Below are 14,177 nucleotides of genomic sequence, written 5' to 3'. Positions count from 1 at the left end.
CGCGAATGCACGCGTCTCCAGACTAGTAAAGGTAGGGTCGGTGTTCGTGCACGTACTTAGCATCAGCTCCCTGAAGGGAGGCGTGGGCAAGACCACCGTGACCCTCGGCCTCGCTTCGGCGGCGTTCGCGCGGGGCCTGCGCACCCTCGTCGTCGACCTCGACCCGCAGTCCGATGCCTCGACGGGCATGGACATCCAGGTCGCCGGCCACCTCACGATCGCCGATGTGCTCGGCGCGCCGAAGGAGCGCACGGTGCGCCAGGCGATCGCGCCGAGCGGCTGGACGCGCGGCCGCCCGGGCACGGTGGACGTGCTCATCGGCAGCCCGAGCGCGATCAACTTCGACGGCCCGCACCCGAGCATCCGCGAGATCTGGAAGCTCGAAGAGGCCCTGGCCCACGTCGAGGCCGACTACGACCTCGTGCTGGTCGACTGCGCTCCCTCGCTCAATGCGCTCACGCGCACGGCGTGGGCGGCGAGCGACCGGGTGGTCGTCGTAACCGAGCCCGGCCTGTTCTCGGTCGCGGCCGCCGACCGTGCGCTGCGCGCCATCGAGGAGATCCGGCGCGGTCTCTCCCCCCGTCTGCAGCCTCTCGGCATCATCGTCAATCGTGCTCGCGTGCAGTCGCTCGAGCACCAGTTCCGCATCAAGGAGCTGCGCGACATGTTCGGCCCGCTCGTGCTCGCCCCCCAGCTTCCCGAGCGCACCTCGTTGCAGCAGGCGCAGGGCGCGGCCAAGCCCCTGCACATGTGGCCGGGCGACAGCGCTCTGGAGATGGCGCGCAACTTCGACCAGCTGCTCGATCGGGTGATGCGCACCGGTCGGCTGGGCGAGTTCGCGGCTCAGTAGGCGGAGAGGGGCCTGCCCCGGAGGGGCGGCACGGCCGCGGGATGCTCGTGGTTCAGCTCGCGCGCGTGGAGCGCCGCGCGGCGAGCTCGTCCTGCGGGTCAGCCGCCGGCGTCGAGTCGAGGTCGACGAGGCTCGATTCGACCTCGCGCAGCACTTTGCCCACGGCGATGCCGAAAACGCCCTGGCCGCGGCTGACGAGGTCGATCACCTCGTCGTCGCTCGTGCACAGGTAGACGCTCGCGCCGTCGCTCATGAGCGTGGTCTGGGCGAGATCGTTCACGCCGGCTTCGCGCAGCTGGTTGACGGCGGTGCGAATCTGCTGGAGGGAGATGCCGGTGTCGAGGAGCCGCTTCACGAGCTTGAGAACGAGGATGTCGCGGAATCCGTACAGGCGCTGCGTGCCTGACCCGGAGGCACCGCGCACGGTGGGCTCGACGAGCTCGGTTCGCGCCCAGTAGTCGAGCTGGCGGTAGGAGATGCCGGCGGCGCGAGCTGCGACTGCACCGCGATAGCCGGCCTGGTCGTCGAGTTCAGGCATACCGTCGGTGAACAGCAACCCGAGGTCGTATCGCTCTGCACGGCCGCTGACGTCGCCCATTGCCCCACCTAACCTTCATGTTGAACGTGACAGTTGCTGTCCCGTCGTTCACAGTAGCGACCCGTCCCGCGTCGACCGGAGACATTCGCTCGGACACGTCGGCGTGTCGGGGCCCTGCCTACGACTGTAGCCTGCCGAGAGCCGTTCGGATGAGACTCGACCGCACGATTTCGAGCTGACCAGCGATCTCGCGAGCAAGTTCCGCAGCTTTCGCGCGACTCGACGGATCGTTGCGCCGGGAGACCGGCACGAGTGCCGACTCGATGAGCCCTAGCTCCCGTTCCGCGGCCGCCCGGAAGCCCCTGAGGTGACGCGGCTCGATGCCCGAACGCTGCAGCTCGACGAGCGCCCGGACAACCGCGAGCGCGTCCTCGCCGAAGGTCTCCGCGGCGGGGATGAGCGATGCGCTCACGGCATCGCTCAGCAACCCGGCGGTCGCGCCGCTCTCGCGCAGGAGCTCCTCTCGGCTCAGGCGGCGCTCTGTCGCGAGCATCGAGGGCAGCGGCACAGAGCCGAGCGGCAGGGCGGGCATGCGCCCCGCCTCCAGCTCGACGAGGTGGCTGCGGATGACCTTGAGCGGCAAGTAGTGATCACGCTGGAGGGTGAGGACGAAGCGCAACCTGTCCACGTCGCGCGGCGAGAATTTGCGGTACCCCGACTCGGTGCGGTCGGGTGCGACGAGCTGCTGCTCTTCCAGGAAGCGCAACTTCGAGGGAGTCAGATCGGGAAACTCAGGGCTGAGCTTCGCGAGCACTTGACCGATGCTGAGCAGGGCACCCTTGCCTGGCTCGCGGGCCGGGGTGGCGGCGGGCCGTGCGGGCATCATGCGCTCGAGGGGAGGTCGTGCCGGGACGCGTAGAACGTGAGGTGGAACTTGCCGACCTGCACCTCGGAACCGTCGACGAGGGGCACCGTCTCCTCGATGCGCTCGCCGGCCATGAACGTGCCGTTGAGCGACCCGAGATCGCGCACCGAGAACTGCGCGCCGTGCCGCAAGAACGAGGCGTGCTTGCGCGAGACGGTCACGTCGTCGAGGAAGATGTCGGCGTCCGGGTGACGGCCGGCGACCGTGACATCGGAGTCGAGAAGGAACCGCGCACCGGTGTTGGGACCGCGACGCACGATCAGCAGGCCCGAGGAAGCCGGCAGAGCCGCGATGACCTCGAGCTCCTCCGGCGAGATGCCCGCCTCCATCGCCGCGAGCTGCGCTGCGAATTCGGGCCCGTAGTGCACCGTCGTCTCGTGCGGGCGGTACTCGGTCGACTCATCACCGGTACGACCGTTCTGCGGGGCCTCAGCCATCAACGCACCTCCTCACGCACTCAGCGTATCCGATGCTCCGGAAGCGGATTGCGCCGATTCCGCGACAAGAGCGAGCGTCTGGCGCAGGTAGAGCACACCCGCCCACCAGTACAGGAAGCCACCCCAGAGGATGAACGCCCAGCCGATGGGATCACTCACGGCCGCGAGCTGTGGAAAGGCCTGACCCAGCACGAGGATCGGGAGGGCGTAGAACAGAGCGAACGTCGCGAGTTTGCCGAGATGGTGCACCGGCAGGGGGCCGTAGTCATGCTGGGCGAGGACGACGCCGAGCACGGCGAGCAGCACGTCCCGGCCCACGATGACGACGACGATCCACCACGGCACCACCTCGCGCACGGCGAGGGCGATGACGGCGGCGAAGATGAACAGGCGGTCCGCCGCAGGGTCGAGCAGCTGGCCGAGCTTCGTGATCTGGCCGAAACGGCGGGCGATGATGCCGTCGAGATAGTCGGTCGCACTCGAGACGACGATGACGATGAGCGCCGCGAGATCCTGCCCCGTGAGCACGAACGCCAGAAAAACCGGCACGAGCAGCAGTCGCACGGTGCTGAGGGCGTTGGGGATCGTGACGATGCGGTCGCTCACGACGGCGCTCGCTCCGCTCGTCCGCACTTCCCGCTCTGCCACAACGTCAGTCTAGTGATGCTCGCCTCCCCCGCTCTGTGCACTATCCGGCACCGCTCTGGAGTCGCTAGCATGCGGGCATGGACCCCCTTCTCGTGGCCCTCGGCATCGCCGCCGGGGTCAGCCTGTTCACGTGGATCGCCTCCCTCGTCACGGGAGACCACTCGTGGGTCGACCGCATCTGGTCGATCGTCCCTGTCGTCTACGTCGCCGTGTTCTGGGCGGCGAGCGGCTTCACGGATGCTCGGCTGACGATCATGACGGTGCTCGTCGCCCTGTGGGGTGCGAGGCTGACCTTCAACTTCGCTCGCAAGGGCGGCTACCGGGGGGTCGAGGACTATCGCTGGCCGATCCTGCGCGAACGCATGTCGACCGGGCAGTTCCACGTTTTCAACGTCGTGTTCATCGTGCTCTTCCAGAACGCGCTCCTGCTGCTCATCGCCCTGCCCGCCCACGTCGCCTTCGAGAACCGCGGGGCGGCCGTGGGCGCGCTCGATCTCGGACTTGCCGCGCTCTTCCTCGCGCTGCTCGTGGGCGAGTTCGTTGCCGACCAGCAGCAGTGGTCGTTTCAGCAGGCGAAGGCCGCGACGATCGCGGCAGGCGGAGAGCCTCGGGAGCGCTTCGTGACCTCGGGACTGTGGCGGGTGAGCCGACACCCGAACTTCTTCTTCGAGCAGGCGCAGTGGTGGGTGCTCTACGCCATGGGCGCCGTCGCCCTCGGCACAGCGCTGCACTGGACCATCGTGGGCCCCGCGCTGCTGACCGCGCTCTTCATCGGGTCGACCGTCTTCACGGAGTCGATCACGAAGGGACGGTACCCCGAGTACGCCGAGTACCAGCGGTCGACATCGATGCTCATCCCGTGGATTCCCCGTGACCGTCGTGGCGCTACCGCCGACGCGCCAGCCTCCTGACTACCCTCGCCTGCATGTCGTGCATTCGCTTCAACACTCCAGCTCAGCGCCGGCAGCTCGCTGCGAACGCCCCTGCCATGCTGTCCGAGCGTGGGGACGACCGTGCCGATGCGCCCGTCGCGCGCTTCCTCTCCCCCGCCGTGACCGACTCGAAGGTTGCGCGCATCCGACGCCTCGCCGCTGACCGCAACCCGAAGATCCGCGCGAGCGCCGCGGCGTCGTACCACGCGCCCGAGGAGGTCTACGAGGCGCTCTCGCGCGACGAGGACGCCGAGGTGAGGGCGTGCATTGCGAAGAACGAGCGGGTTCCCTGCGACATCCTGCGTCGACTTGCTCACGACCCCGACGAGCGCGTGCGCGGTTTCGTGGCGCTCAACTTCTTCGTGCCGGCCGACGCCATGACCGACCTCGCCCAGGATCCGAGCGCCGTCGTGCGCGGCCTCGTCGACTGGAAGGCGCGCCTCGCGGAGGAGGACGCCGCGGAGAGCGCCGAGCGCGCCCGCGAGCTCACGACGGCCTAGCCCCGACGCTCACCGGCGTCGCGGTCGCCGCCCGAGCGGAAACCGCCGGACCCGGCGACGCGATCGGGTAGCACGCGTGCCAGACCCGAGATCACGCGGTAGCGGAGGGTGGGGATGACGACCGAGCGCCCGCGCTGGATGCCGCGCAGGGCGAGTCTCACGACCCGCGGCGCGTCGAGCCAGAGAAAGGCCGGGATGCCCGTGGTGGAGACCTCCATGCGCTCGTGGAACTCGGTGTGGACGAACCCCGGGCACACGGCCGTGACGCTCACCCCACGGTCGCGGTAGGCGAGGTTCGCACCCCGTGCGAAGGTGACCCCCCACGCTTTCGCCGCAGCGTAGGTGCCGCGCGGCGTGAACGCGGCTACGGAGGAGATCAGCACGATGCGCCCCGAACCGCGCTCGAGCATCCCGCCGAGAGCGGCCTGGGTCAGCCGTAACGGCGCGCTCACGTGGATGTCGAGGTGGCGCTTCTCCTGCTCGACCGTGTTCTCGTGCAGCGCGCCCCGCTCGCCGTACCCGGCATTGTTGATGAGGAGGCCGATCGGACGACGGCGCTCCTGCAGGCGCGCCGCGACGGAGTCGAGCCCCGCGGGGTCGAGCAGATCGGCGGGCAGCGCCTCGACTCGCACCCCGAACTCATGCTGCAACGACGCCGCTCTCTCGGCCAGACGAGAGGCGTCCCGCGCGACCAGCACGAGGTCGTATCCCTGCCCGGCTAGCTGGCTGGCGAACTCGGCGCCGATGCCGGCGGTGGCTCCCGTGATGAGTGCGGTGGTCATGCGTCCACGCTAGCGAGCGCTCCAGTGCGCGGGCCCCGCGCTGCCGGCGGCGTACTCCTCGAGCTCGACGTCGTCGCGGCGCCAGGCGTCGAGCACCGGCTCCACGATGCGCCAGCACTCCTCGGCGAGATCACCGCGCACCGACAGCGTGTCGTCACCGGTGAGGATGCCCGAGAGAACCTCCCCATAGGCACTCAGCTGGCCCGCGCCGAACTCCGACTCCAACCGCACCCGGTCGAGGTCGAAGGGATCGCCCGCACCGTTGATGTCGAGATCGATCGAGAGGCGCTCGGGCATGAGCGCGATGCGCACCATCGCGGGAGGCTGCGTACCGCGCAGCCCGCTCGGCCTGTGCTCCACCGGTCGCAGCGTGAGGCGCAGCTCCGTGAGCGGCGACCCGAGTGCCTTGCCGCTGCGCACGGTGAAGCGCACTCCCCGCCACCGCGGCGCGTCGACCTCGACCTCGATCTCGGCGAGCGTCTCGGTGCGGCGTTCCGGGTCGACGCCCTCCTCGCTCGCATAGTCGGGAACGCTGCGTCCGTCGACCTCTCCCGCAGCGTACCGAGCGCGTCGGGTGGCGGAGCTCGGCGTGCCGACGACGCGCGTGCGTGAGAGGGCGTCAGCCATCGCGTCGTGAAGATCGTCGGCGTTCACGCTCGCCGGAGCCTCCATCGCGACGAGAGCGTGCACGAGCAGGAGGTGGCTCTGGATCATGTCGACGAGCGCTCCCGCGCGATCGTAGTAGCCCGCCCGTCCCTCCAGCGCGAGGGTCTCGTCGAAGACGATGTCGACCCGTTCGACGTGCTCGGCGCTCCAGAGCGCCTCCAGAACGCGGTTCGCGAACCGGAGCCCGAGAAGGTTGATGACGGTGGCGAGGCCCAAGAAGTGGTCGATGCGGAACGTGCGAGACTCGGGCAGCAGCCGTGCGAGCGCGGCGTTGAGCCGGGCGGCCGAGGCGCCGTCCACCCCGAAGGGCTTTTCGAGCGCGAGCCGCGTGTCCGGGGGCAGATCGACGTCGCTCAGGGCCTCGATGGCGCGCTCGGTGACGGCCGGCGGCAGAGCGAAGTAGAGGATGGGGGGATGCTCGGCCGTCTCCAACAGCGAGCGCAGAGCATCCGGATCGGTCGCGTCGGCCTCCTCGAATCGCGTCCCCGCCACGACGGCATCGCGCAGCGCACCACGGCCGAGGGCCGTGCGCACCTGGTCGCGCCAGTCCGCCTGCGGCACCGCGTGGTGCCCCGCGCCGATGAGCTGCAACGGGTCGGCGTCGCCCCCGGCCTCGGCCTGCGCAAGGACGCCGTCGAGGCCCGGCAGCAGGAGTCGCCGGGTGAGGTCGCCCCCAGCGCCGAGGATGATGAGGGTGCGTCCGGTCATGCCTCCACGCTAGCGAGGCGACCTGCACGCCGCGTCTGATTGGATGGATCGCATGCCTGAGCCTCTCGAGAACTACGCCCTCATCGGAGACTGCCGCTCAGCGGCCCTCGTTGGCCGCACCGGCTCGATCGACTGGCTGTGCATGCCGCGCTTCGACTCCGCGTCCCTGTTCGCGCGCATCCTCGGCGATGAGACGCATGGTCACTGGTCGCTCAACCCGGTCGGCGCGGCGGAGTGCACCAGTCGGCACTACGAGGAGGACACGTTCATCCTGGTGACGCGCTGGGTGACCGACAGCGGCGAGGTGGAGGTCATCGACGCGATGCCGCACGGCGACGGTGCCGCCGATGTCGCGCGCCGCGTCGTGGGCATCAGCGGCGAGGTCGCGATGGAGCAGGTGCTGCGGATCCGATTCGACTACGCAGACGCGATGCCGTGGGTGCGGCAGGTCGGCTCCGAGGACGAGCCGGAGCTTGTCGCGATCGCCGGGCCCGACGCGGTGATCGTTCGCGGGCCGCAGTTCCGCGCGATCGACCACGCGCACCGCGCCGAGTTCACCGTGCGCGAGGGCGAGACGGTCGACACGGTGCTCACCTGGTTCCCGAGCCACAAGACTCCGTACCCGCCCCTTGACCTCGACCAGCAGCTCGCCGACACGCGCGTGTGGTGGCAGCGCTGGGCTCGGGCCTGCCGCGAACCGGGCGCCTACGACACAGAGGTGCGCCGCTCCCTGCTCGTGCTGCGCGCGCTCACCCACGAGACCACGGGCGGCATCGTCGCCGCCCCCACGACGAGCCTCCCCGAGGACATGGGCGGCAGTCGAAACTGGGACTACCGCTACGTGTGGCTGCGGGATGCCGCTCTCACGCTCGAGGCCCTCATGCTGCACGGCTACGAGCGGGAGGCGCACGAGTGGCGCGACTGGCTGCTGCGCGCGATCGCGGGCGACCCGGAGGACGTGCAGATCATGTACGGGCTGTCGGGCGAGCGTCGACTCGACGAGCGCGAGCTGCCGAGCCTGCCCGGCTACCGCGGCTCCTCGCCCGTCCGCACGGGCAACGGTGCGTACACGCAGTTCCAGGGCGACATCTTCGGCGAGGTCATGATCGCGCTCGAGGACGCGCGCGACCTGGGTGTCGCGGAGGACGACTTCTCCTGGTCACTGCAGGTGGCTCTGCTCGAGCACATCTCGCAGAACCTCGATCGGGAGGACAACGGCATCTGGGAGATCCGCGGCCCGCACCAGCGCTTTACGCACTCCCGCGCGATGATCTGGGCGGCCTTCGACCGCGGAATCACGGCGGCGCGCACGCACGGCCTCCGCGGCCCCGTCGAGCGCTGGGAACTCGTGCGCGCGCAGCTCGGCGACGAGATCGAGCGCCTCGGCTTCGACGCGGAGCGCGGTCACTACGTGCAGCACTACGGAACGACCGAGGTCGACGCCTCGCTGCTGCAGCTTGCTCAGATCGGCTACGTCGCCTATGACGATCCCCGCATGCTCGGCACGGTCGCCGAGATCGAGCGCACGCTGCTGAGGGACGGCCTGCCGCTGCGCTACCGCACCGAGAGCGGTGTCGATGGCCTGGAGGGGGACGAGCATCCGTTCCTGACCTGCGCGTTCTGGCTCGTCGAGCAGTACGCCCGCTCCGGTCGCCTCGACGACGCTGTCGCGCTCATGGACAGGCTCGTGGGCCTCGCCAACGATGTCGGGCTGCTCTCGGAGGAGTACGACACCGTGAACGAGTGCCACATGGGCAACACCCCCCAGGCTCTCTCGCACCTCTCCCTCGTGCGGGCGGCCGACTCGATCGCCTTCGCTCGGCAGGAGGCGGTCTCCGCGTGAGCAGCGCGTCATGAGCGGCAGCGCGACCGGCGGTCACCCCGCCGCCAGCGCCCGGGTGGACGCCTGGGTGTGGGCGATCCGCCTGTACTCCACACGATCGGCGGCGACGGCGGCGTGCAAGGCCGGCCACGTCAAGGTCAACGGCGCCTCGGCTAAGCCGGCGCAGCTCGTGCGCCCCGGGGACACCGTTCGCGCGCTCACTCCCGGTGGCGAGCGGATTGTCGAGGTGGCGGGCATCATTACGAAGCGTACGAGCGCGCCGCTCGCCGCTCGCCACTACGTCGACCGCACTCCCCCGCCGCCGCCGAAGGTGGAGCGGCCCGCGGCGATCCTGCGGGAGCGCGGCTCGGGACGCCCGACGAAGCGCGACCGTCGGCTCACCGAGCGCCTTCGGGGGCGCGACCGCGCTCGCGACACGGACTACTGAGCCGGGTCGGTGACGTGCGGCCCGCCGAGCCCGCCGAGCCCTTCGCTACTCGAGGTCGAGTGCCTCCAGTGAGTGCTGGATGGTCTCTGCCGAGTGATGGAACGCCCGCTCCTCCTCCGCCGAGAATGGCAGGTCGATGACCTGGGCGACGCCCTGGGCGTTGACGACAGTCGGAACGGAGAGCGCGATACCGCTCACCCCGTGGTAGTCGGTGAGCACCGAGCTCACCGGCAGGATCGCACCCTCGTCGTTCAGAATCGCTTCGACGATGCGCGCTCCTGACAGGCCGATGGCGTAGTTGGTGGCGCCCTTGCCGGCGATGACGGCGTAGGCGGCGTGCTTGACGTCCTCGGCGAGCGTGTCGAGCTCGTCGACGCTCAACCGAGCGCCGTGGTGGTCCGTCCACTCACGGATCGGCACCGGACCGATGCGCGCCTGCGACCAGAGCGCGAATTCGCTGTCGCCGTGCTCGCCCACGATCATGGCGTGCACGCTCGAGGGGGCGACATCGAGTCGTTCCGCGAGCCGCCAGCGCAGTCGGGACGAGTCGAGCACGGTGCCGGAGGAGAACACCCGGGCCGGGTCAAGCCCGCTCAGACGCTGCGCGGCGACGGCGAGAACGTCGCACGGGTTCGTCACGAGCATGTAGATGGCGTCGGGCGCTCTCTCGAGGAGGCGCGGCATGAGCTCGCGCAGGATTCCGACGTTGGTCGCGGCCAGGTCGAGCCGACTCTGCCCGGGGTGCTGCTTGGCGCCCGCCGTGATGACGACGACATTCGCCCCCGCCACCGCATCGAGGTCCCCGCCGCCCTCGATCGTGGACGACCCCACGAACGGCGTGCCGTGGGCGAGGTCGAGAACCTCCGCCTCGGCGCGTGACGCATCGATGTCGTAGAGGACGACCTCACGGGCGGAGCCGCGGATGAGAGAGGCGTACGCCAGGGACGAGCCGACGGCCCCGGCACCGACGATGGCAAGGCGGGAATTTTCAGTCGCAGTCATGATGCGACCACCCTAGCCAGTCGGCGCGCGGGGCCGTCGGGTGCGAGCACAGCTCGCGGAGGTGCGGGGTCAGCTACTCGGCGGGGGCCTGGTCGCCGATCGCGAAGCGCACGGCGCCCTCGTCGCTGACCTGCGCGTCGAGCACCTTCTCGTCGAGCGCGACGGAGGCGTTCGACTCGAGGAAGACGCGCGCTGCTCCGGCCTCGACGACCTGGTCGCCGGGCTGCGGCTCGGGCGCCACGGCGACAGCGAACTCGGTCGACTGCGGACCGCCGCTGTCGATGCGCAGACCGGCGGTCTGCGGGTCGGCCTCACGGGAGACGAGGTTCTCGATGACGGTGCTGGCGGTGGGGGTAAGAGTAAGCATGCGGCGGGATCCTTTCCCGTTGAAACGGATGGACAGCCAGCCACGCTTCCGAGAGCGCAGCCCCGGGTCAACCGTGGGGGCAGTTCTCCCAGGCGCCTCCCACGTGATGCTGAGTGGACTCTGCGGTCAGCCCGCGCGTGTCGCCCACCACGCGAGAAAGGCCTCCCGGGAGGTCTTGCCCGGCGTGAAGCCGAACTCCTCACGCAACCTCCGCGTGTCGAGCACCGGTCGGTAGCGCAGGAACCCGACACGCTCGGGCCCGTGGGGCGTGAGGTGCAGAGCTCGCCCGATACGCAGGGCGAGCGCCAGGACGCTCGCCGGCACGGTGAGGGTGCGTTTGCCCATGAGACGCGCGAGCTCGGGCACCGTCACGGCCCCCTCACCGGCGAGGTTGACGACTCCCGTGCTGTCGCCGGTGACAGCGTGCTCCATGGCCGCCGCGACGTCTTCGTCCCAGATGAACACGAAGGGGCTGTCGCTGCCGCGCACGACGAGCGGACGACGGCGCTCGAACAGGGCCGTGATCGGGTTGCGCACCGTCTCGCCGAGGATCGTGCCGATGCGGAAGACCACCTGCTGCAGCTCGGGATGCTCCGCGCGGGCAGAGGCGAGAAGCTCCTCCACCTGCCGCTTGTGATCGGAGTACGAGAACTCGGGGTTTCCCCGCACGGGATCGTCCTCCGTGAGCCACGCAGGGTTATCCGGGTGGTAGCCGTACGCCGCCCCGGAGGAGGAGACCACGAGCCGCCTCACGCCGGCGGAAAGGCACGCCGCGAGCACGGCGCGGGCGCCCCCGACGTCGATGCGCCACTCGTCATCGCGGCTCAGGTCGCGACCCGGGTTCACGATGGAGGCGAGATGCACGACGGTGTCGATGCGGTGGCGCACGAAGGCCTCGCGCAGCAGCTGCTCCTGCGTCACATCGGCGAGCTCGTGAACGACGCCGTCGAGCGGAGCGCGCGGCGCCACGACATCGCCGCTCACGAGATGCTCGACGTGCGGGCTCCGCGCGAGACGCGCCACCACGGCGGTGCCGAGGAACCCCGAGCCGCCCGTGACATAGACGCGCCGCAGCGCGGAACTCACGAGGACGCCGCTGGACCGCTGTGCGAGGCCCCTCCCCCGGCCCCGCTCGCGGCGGCACGGGTCTCGCGGCGGCGGGAATGGCGCGCCCAGAGGGTCGCCAGAATGAGGCCAGCGACGATATCCCAGATGCCCCACCAGCCGGCGACGATGGCCATGCCGCCGAGGCCGTCGAAGAACGCGAAGGTGAGCCCGAGACCGAGACCGGCGTTGCGGATGCCCACCTCGAAGGCCATCGCCCGGCGTTCCGGCGAGGCGAGACCGCTCACGCGCGCGAGGCCCCACCCGAGCGAGAGGGCGATCGCTTCGTGGAGGAACACCGCGAGCAGGATGACGCCGATGAAGGCGATGAAGAACTGCCAGTTGCCGGCGAGCGCGATGACGATGAAGGCGACCAGAGCGAGGAGGCTGACACCGCGTACCCACGGCTGCACGCGTGCGACCGGCTTCGGCCAGCGGTTGCCGATCAAAAGGCCGAGGGTGAACGGCAGCGCGATGATGAGGAGGATCTTGAGGAGCATCTCGACGGGGTCGAGCTGCACGGTGCGGAGGATTTCGCTGCCCGTGGGGTGCAGGCCGCCCCACAGCGCGAAGTTCAGCGGCAGGAGCACGATCGCGAGCGCGTTGCCCACGGCGGTCATCGAGACCGACAGGGCCACGTTGCCGCGCGCCTGGTGGGTGAGCACTTGCGAGATGTTGCCGGGCGGGCAGCACGCGACGAGGATGAGCCCGAGCGCGATCGAGGCCTGCACCTGCAGCGCCAGGGTGAGCAGGAAGGTGAGAGCGGGCAGCAGGAGGAACTGCGCGGCGATCGCCACGGCCATGGCTCGCGGGCTGCGCAGGACGACCGCGAAGTCGTGGTAGCTCACGCCCAGGGCAATGCCGAACATGATGAGTGCGAGCACGATGTCGAGCAACAGCAGGCTCGTGGGGGTGAAGTTGAGGGCGACCTCGTCGATGCTCATGCGCGTGCTCCGGTCTCGTGCGGCTCAGGGGGGTCGGTGGCGGGCAGGTGGGTCATGACGGGCAGCGCTCGTCGAGCATCCCGCCCCAAGCGGTCTCGGTGGCGCCGCACCTCGCGCCGGTACGCGTGCTTGTTGACGTAGTACGACATGCGCTCGAGCGCGAGGTAGCGGTAGCCGGCGGTGAGGTCAGGCCACGGCCGGTTCTGCACTCGGGCTCGGAACGCCGCCTGCGCCTCGACCGGCGCCGCGAGGTAGTCGGCGAGCAGCTCGGCCTGCTCGAAGCGGCCCTGCCAGCCGATGCCGCTCGCCTCGATCATGCCCATGACGTACACCCCGCGGAAGGACGGCTCGAAGATGTTGAGGAACAGCCGCGGCGCCATGCCCTGCCAGTTGAGGTGCTCGCGATCGATGAACGGGTAGTCGAGCCGGTAGCCGGTGGCGAGCAGGATCACGTCGTACTGCCCCGTCGAGCCGTCGGTGAACGTGACCGTGTCGCCGTCGACGCTGAGCAGGCCGGGGCGAATGCGCACGTCGCCCTGCCCCGCGTGGTGCAGCACGAGCGTGTTCACGATCGGGTGCGACTCGTAGATCTTGTAGTCCGCGGCGGGGAAGCCGAACCGAACGGGATCCCCCGTGAACAGCCGCAGGAGGCGCGCGTCGAGGAACTGCTTGAGCGGGCGAGGCAGCGGACGACCCTCGTTCAGCGTGTCCGCTGGCTTGCCGAACAGGTACTTCGGCACGAAGTAGTAGCCGCGGCGCACGCTCATGTCGACGCTCGCCGCCGTGTGCACCGCATCGACAGCGATGTCGCAACCGCTGTTGCCGGCACCGACGATGAGCACCCGCTCACCCGCGAGCGCGCTCGCCTCCCGATAGTCGCGGGTGTGCAGAACGCGGCCGTCGAAGCTGCCCGGCAGCTCGGGCACGGAGGGCTCGGCGAGCGTGCCGTTGGCAAGAATCACGCCGTCGTAGACCTCCGCGCGCGTGGCCCGATCGTCGTCGACCCCGCTCGGCCGGAACGCGACGCGCCACCGCGGTGCGGCATCACTGCCCACGTCGGCCAGCGGCTCGACCCGGGTGACCGTCGTGTCGAACCGGATGCGCTCGCGCAGCCCGAAGCGATCGGCGTAGTCGCCGAAGTAGCGCCGCAGGGCGCGGTGGCCGGGGTAGTCGGGTGTGCCGGGCGGCATGGGGAACTCGGCGAACTGCGTCGTCGTGCGCGACGAGATGAGGTGCGCCGAGTCGTAGACTGTGCTGCGCGGATTGTCGATGTTCCAGAGCCCGCCGACGTCGCCCGCCGACTCGTAGACGTCCACGTCGAGACCGCGCGCCGTGAGCGTGCGCGTCGCCGCGAGCCCCGAAGGGCCTGCGCCGATGATCGCCCACCGCTGCCGGTGAGAGTGCTCCGGCCTCTCTGCCCGCCTCACTGCCTGCCTCCTGACCCGGCGGCCTCGATGCCACACCGGGCCAGTATGCCAGCGGCGCGGTGCGCCAGCGGCCTCGA

At 70.1% G+C, this 14,177-nt stretch carries 16 protein-coding genes; 5 read left to right on the top strand and 11 right to left on the bottom strand.

The features are described from left to right. Positions 1-46 precede the first annotated feature (46 nt). Complete coding sequence (locus tag RJQ01_RS07440) at positions 47-850, top strand: ParA family protein (protein WP_350476107.1); 804 nt, start codon at positions 47-49, stop codon at positions 848-850. 52 nt (positions 851-902) lie between these two features. Here the strand turns inward: RJQ01_RS07440 and RJQ01_RS07435 are convergent, their stop codons facing one another. The 4 genes from RJQ01_RS07435 to RJQ01_RS07420 all read right to left on the bottom strand — a co-directional run bounded on the left by RJQ01_RS07435 (position 903) and on the right by RJQ01_RS07420 (position 3,398). After that, the gene (locus RJQ01_RS07435; RefSeq protein ID WP_350476106.1) at positions 903-1,448 is read right to left on the bottom strand and encodes a MerR family transcriptional regulator; all 546 of its coding nucleotides are present in this window, start codon (positions 1,446-1,448) and stop codon (positions 903-905) included. 118 nt (positions 1,449-1,566) lie between these two features. Next, entirely contained in the window at positions 1,567-2,271 is a 705-nt protein-coding gene (gene ftsR, locus RJQ01_RS07430) for a transcriptional regulator FtsR (protein ID WP_350476143.1), read from the bottom strand. After that, positions 2,271-2,750 carry an FHA domain-containing protein gene (locus RJQ01_RS07425; protein ID WP_350476105.1) on the bottom strand — a complete coding sequence of 160 codons (480 nt, stop codon included), beginning with the start codon at positions 2,748-2,750 and terminating at the stop codon, positions 2,271-2,273. The genes ftsR and RJQ01_RS07425 overlap by 1 nt, the downstream gene beginning before the upstream one ends. A gap of 12 nt (positions 2,751-2,762) precedes the next feature. Next, on the bottom strand, positions 2,763-3,398 hold the full coding sequence (locus tag RJQ01_RS07420; protein WP_350476104.1) for a CDP-alcohol phosphatidyltransferase family protein: 636 nt from the start codon (positions 3,396-3,398) through the stop codon (positions 2,763-2,765). 77 nt (positions 3,399-3,475) lie between these two features. On the opposite strand from RJQ01_RS07420, the gene RJQ01_RS07415 reads away from it, so the two are divergent. Beyond that, entirely contained in the window at positions 3,476-4,309 is an 834-nt protein-coding gene (locus tag RJQ01_RS07415; protein ID WP_350476103.1) for a DUF1295 domain-containing protein, read from the top strand. 14 nt (positions 4,310-4,323) lie between these two features. Beyond that, the gene (locus tag RJQ01_RS07410) at positions 4,324-4,830 is read left to right on the top strand and encodes a hypothetical protein (protein WP_350476102.1); all 507 of its coding nucleotides are present in this window, start codon (positions 4,324-4,326) and stop codon (positions 4,828-4,830) included. On the opposite strand, the gene RJQ01_RS07405 is transcribed toward RJQ01_RS07410, so the two are convergent. After that, positions 4,827-5,612 carry an SDR family NAD(P)-dependent oxidoreductase gene (locus tag RJQ01_RS07405; protein ID WP_350476101.1) on the bottom strand — a complete coding sequence of 262 codons (786 nt, stop codon included), beginning with the start codon at positions 5,610-5,612 and terminating at the stop codon, positions 4,827-4,829. The two genes, RJQ01_RS07410 and RJQ01_RS07405, sit on opposite strands and share 4 nt — an antisense overlap. 9 nt (positions 5,613-5,621) lie before the next feature. Next, the gene (locus RJQ01_RS07400) at positions 5,622-6,986 is read right to left on the bottom strand and encodes a glucose-6-phosphate dehydrogenase (protein WP_350476100.1); all 1,365 of its coding nucleotides are present in this window, start codon (positions 6,984-6,986) and stop codon (positions 5,622-5,624) included. Positions 6,987-7,038: 52 nt separating this feature from the next. On the opposite strand from RJQ01_RS07400, the gene RJQ01_RS07395 reads away from it, so the two are divergent. Then, positions 7,039-8,829, top strand: a complete 1,791-nt coding sequence (locus RJQ01_RS07395; RefSeq protein WP_350476099.1) for a glycoside hydrolase family 15 protein — start codon at positions 7,039-7,041, stop codon at positions 8,827-8,829. A 10-nt stretch (positions 8,830-8,839) separates the two neighbouring features. Beyond that, positions 8,840-9,256 carry an RNA-binding S4 domain-containing protein gene (locus RJQ01_RS07390; protein ID WP_350476098.1) on the top strand — a complete coding sequence of 139 codons (417 nt, stop codon included), beginning with the start codon at positions 8,840-8,842 and terminating at the stop codon, positions 9,254-9,256. Positions 9,257-9,301: 45 nt separating this feature from the next. Here the strand turns inward: RJQ01_RS07390 and RJQ01_RS07385 are convergent, their stop codons facing one another. The 5 genes from RJQ01_RS07385 to RJQ01_RS07365 form a co-directional block, all read right to left on the bottom strand. Then, the gene (locus tag RJQ01_RS07385; protein WP_350476097.1) at positions 9,302-10,258 is read right to left on the bottom strand and encodes an L-lactate dehydrogenase; all 957 of its coding nucleotides are present in this window, start codon (positions 10,256-10,258) and stop codon (positions 9,302-9,304) included. A gap of 73 nt (positions 10,259-10,331) precedes the next feature. Then, positions 10,332-10,625, bottom strand: coding sequence for a Fe-S cluster assembly protein HesB (locus tag RJQ01_RS07380; RefSeq protein ID WP_350476096.1), 294 nt, complete (start codon positions 10,623-10,625; stop codon positions 10,332-10,334). Positions 10,626-10,751: 126 nt separating this feature from the next. After that, complete coding sequence (locus tag RJQ01_RS07375; protein ID WP_350476095.1) at positions 10,752-11,711, bottom strand: SDR family oxidoreductase; 960 nt, start codon at positions 11,709-11,711, stop codon at positions 10,752-10,754. Further along, positions 11,708-12,673, bottom strand: coding sequence for a bile acid:sodium symporter family protein (locus tag RJQ01_RS07370; protein ID WP_350476094.1), 966 nt, complete (start codon positions 12,671-12,673; stop codon positions 11,708-11,710). The genes RJQ01_RS07375 and RJQ01_RS07370 overlap by 4 nt, the downstream gene beginning before the upstream one ends. Beyond that, positions 12,670-14,100: a flavin-containing monooxygenase gene (locus RJQ01_RS07365; protein WP_350476093.1), complete on the bottom strand. Its 1,431-nt coding sequence runs from the start codon at positions 14,098-14,100 to the stop codon at positions 12,670-12,672. The genes RJQ01_RS07370 and RJQ01_RS07365 overlap by 4 nt, the downstream gene beginning before the upstream one ends. Positions 14,101-14,177 lie beyond the last annotated feature (77 nt).

This window comes from Microcella sp. (assembly GCF_040286215.1).
In the GTDB taxonomy this organism is placed as follows: Bacteria; Actinomycetota; Actinomycetes; order Actinomycetales; family Microbacteriaceae; genus Microcella.
The sequence above is the reverse complement of the archived record's forward strand: the minus strand, read 5'-3'. Positions and strand labels throughout refer to the sequence as shown.

Bases quoted from the DNA above. Each gene is read 5' to 3' on its own strand.
- RJQ01_RS07435 (WP_350476106.1), bottom strand. From the start codon at position 1,448: ATGGGCGACGTCAGCGGCCGTGCAGAGCGATACGACCTCGGGTTGCTG.
- ftsR (WP_350476143.1), bottom strand. From the start codon at position 2,271: ATGCCCGCACGGCCCGCCGCCACCCCGGCCCGCGAGCCAGGCAAGGGT.
- RJQ01_RS07425 (WP_350476105.1), bottom strand. From the start codon at position 2,750: ATGGCTGAGGCCCCGCAGAACGGTCGTACCGGTGATGAGTCGACCGAG.
- RJQ01_RS07415 (WP_350476103.1), top strand. From the start codon at position 3,476: ATGGACCCCCTTCTCGTGGCCCTCGGCATCGCCGCCGGGGTCAGCCTG.
- RJQ01_RS07410 (WP_350476102.1), top strand. From the start codon at position 4,324: ATGTCGTGCATTCGCTTCAACACTCCAGCTCAGCGCCGGCAGCTCGCT.
- RJQ01_RS07405 (WP_350476101.1), bottom strand. From the start codon at position 5,612: ATGACCACCGCACTCATCACGGGAGCCACCGCCGGCATCGGCGCCGAG.
- RJQ01_RS07400 (WP_350476100.1), bottom strand. From the start codon at position 6,986: ATGACCGGACGCACCCTCATCATCCTCGGCGCTGGGGGCGACCTCACC.
- RJQ01_RS07395 (WP_350476099.1), top strand. From the start codon at position 7,039: ATGCCTGAGCCTCTCGAGAACTACGCCCTCATCGGAGACTGCCGCTCA.
- RJQ01_RS07390 (WP_350476098.1), top strand. From the start codon at position 8,840: ATGAGCGGCAGCGCGACCGGCGGTCACCCCGCCGCCAGCGCCCGGGTG.
- RJQ01_RS07385 (WP_350476097.1), bottom strand. From the start codon at position 10,258: ATGACTGCGACTGAAAATTCCCGCCTTGCCATCGTCGGTGCCGGGGCC.
- RJQ01_RS07380 (WP_350476096.1), bottom strand. From the start codon at position 10,625: ATGCTTACTCTTACCCCCACCGCCAGCACCGTCATCGAGAACCTCGTC.
- RJQ01_RS07370 (WP_350476094.1), bottom strand. From the start codon at position 12,673: ATGAGCATCGACGAGGTCGCCCTCAACTTCACCCCCACGAGCCTGCTG.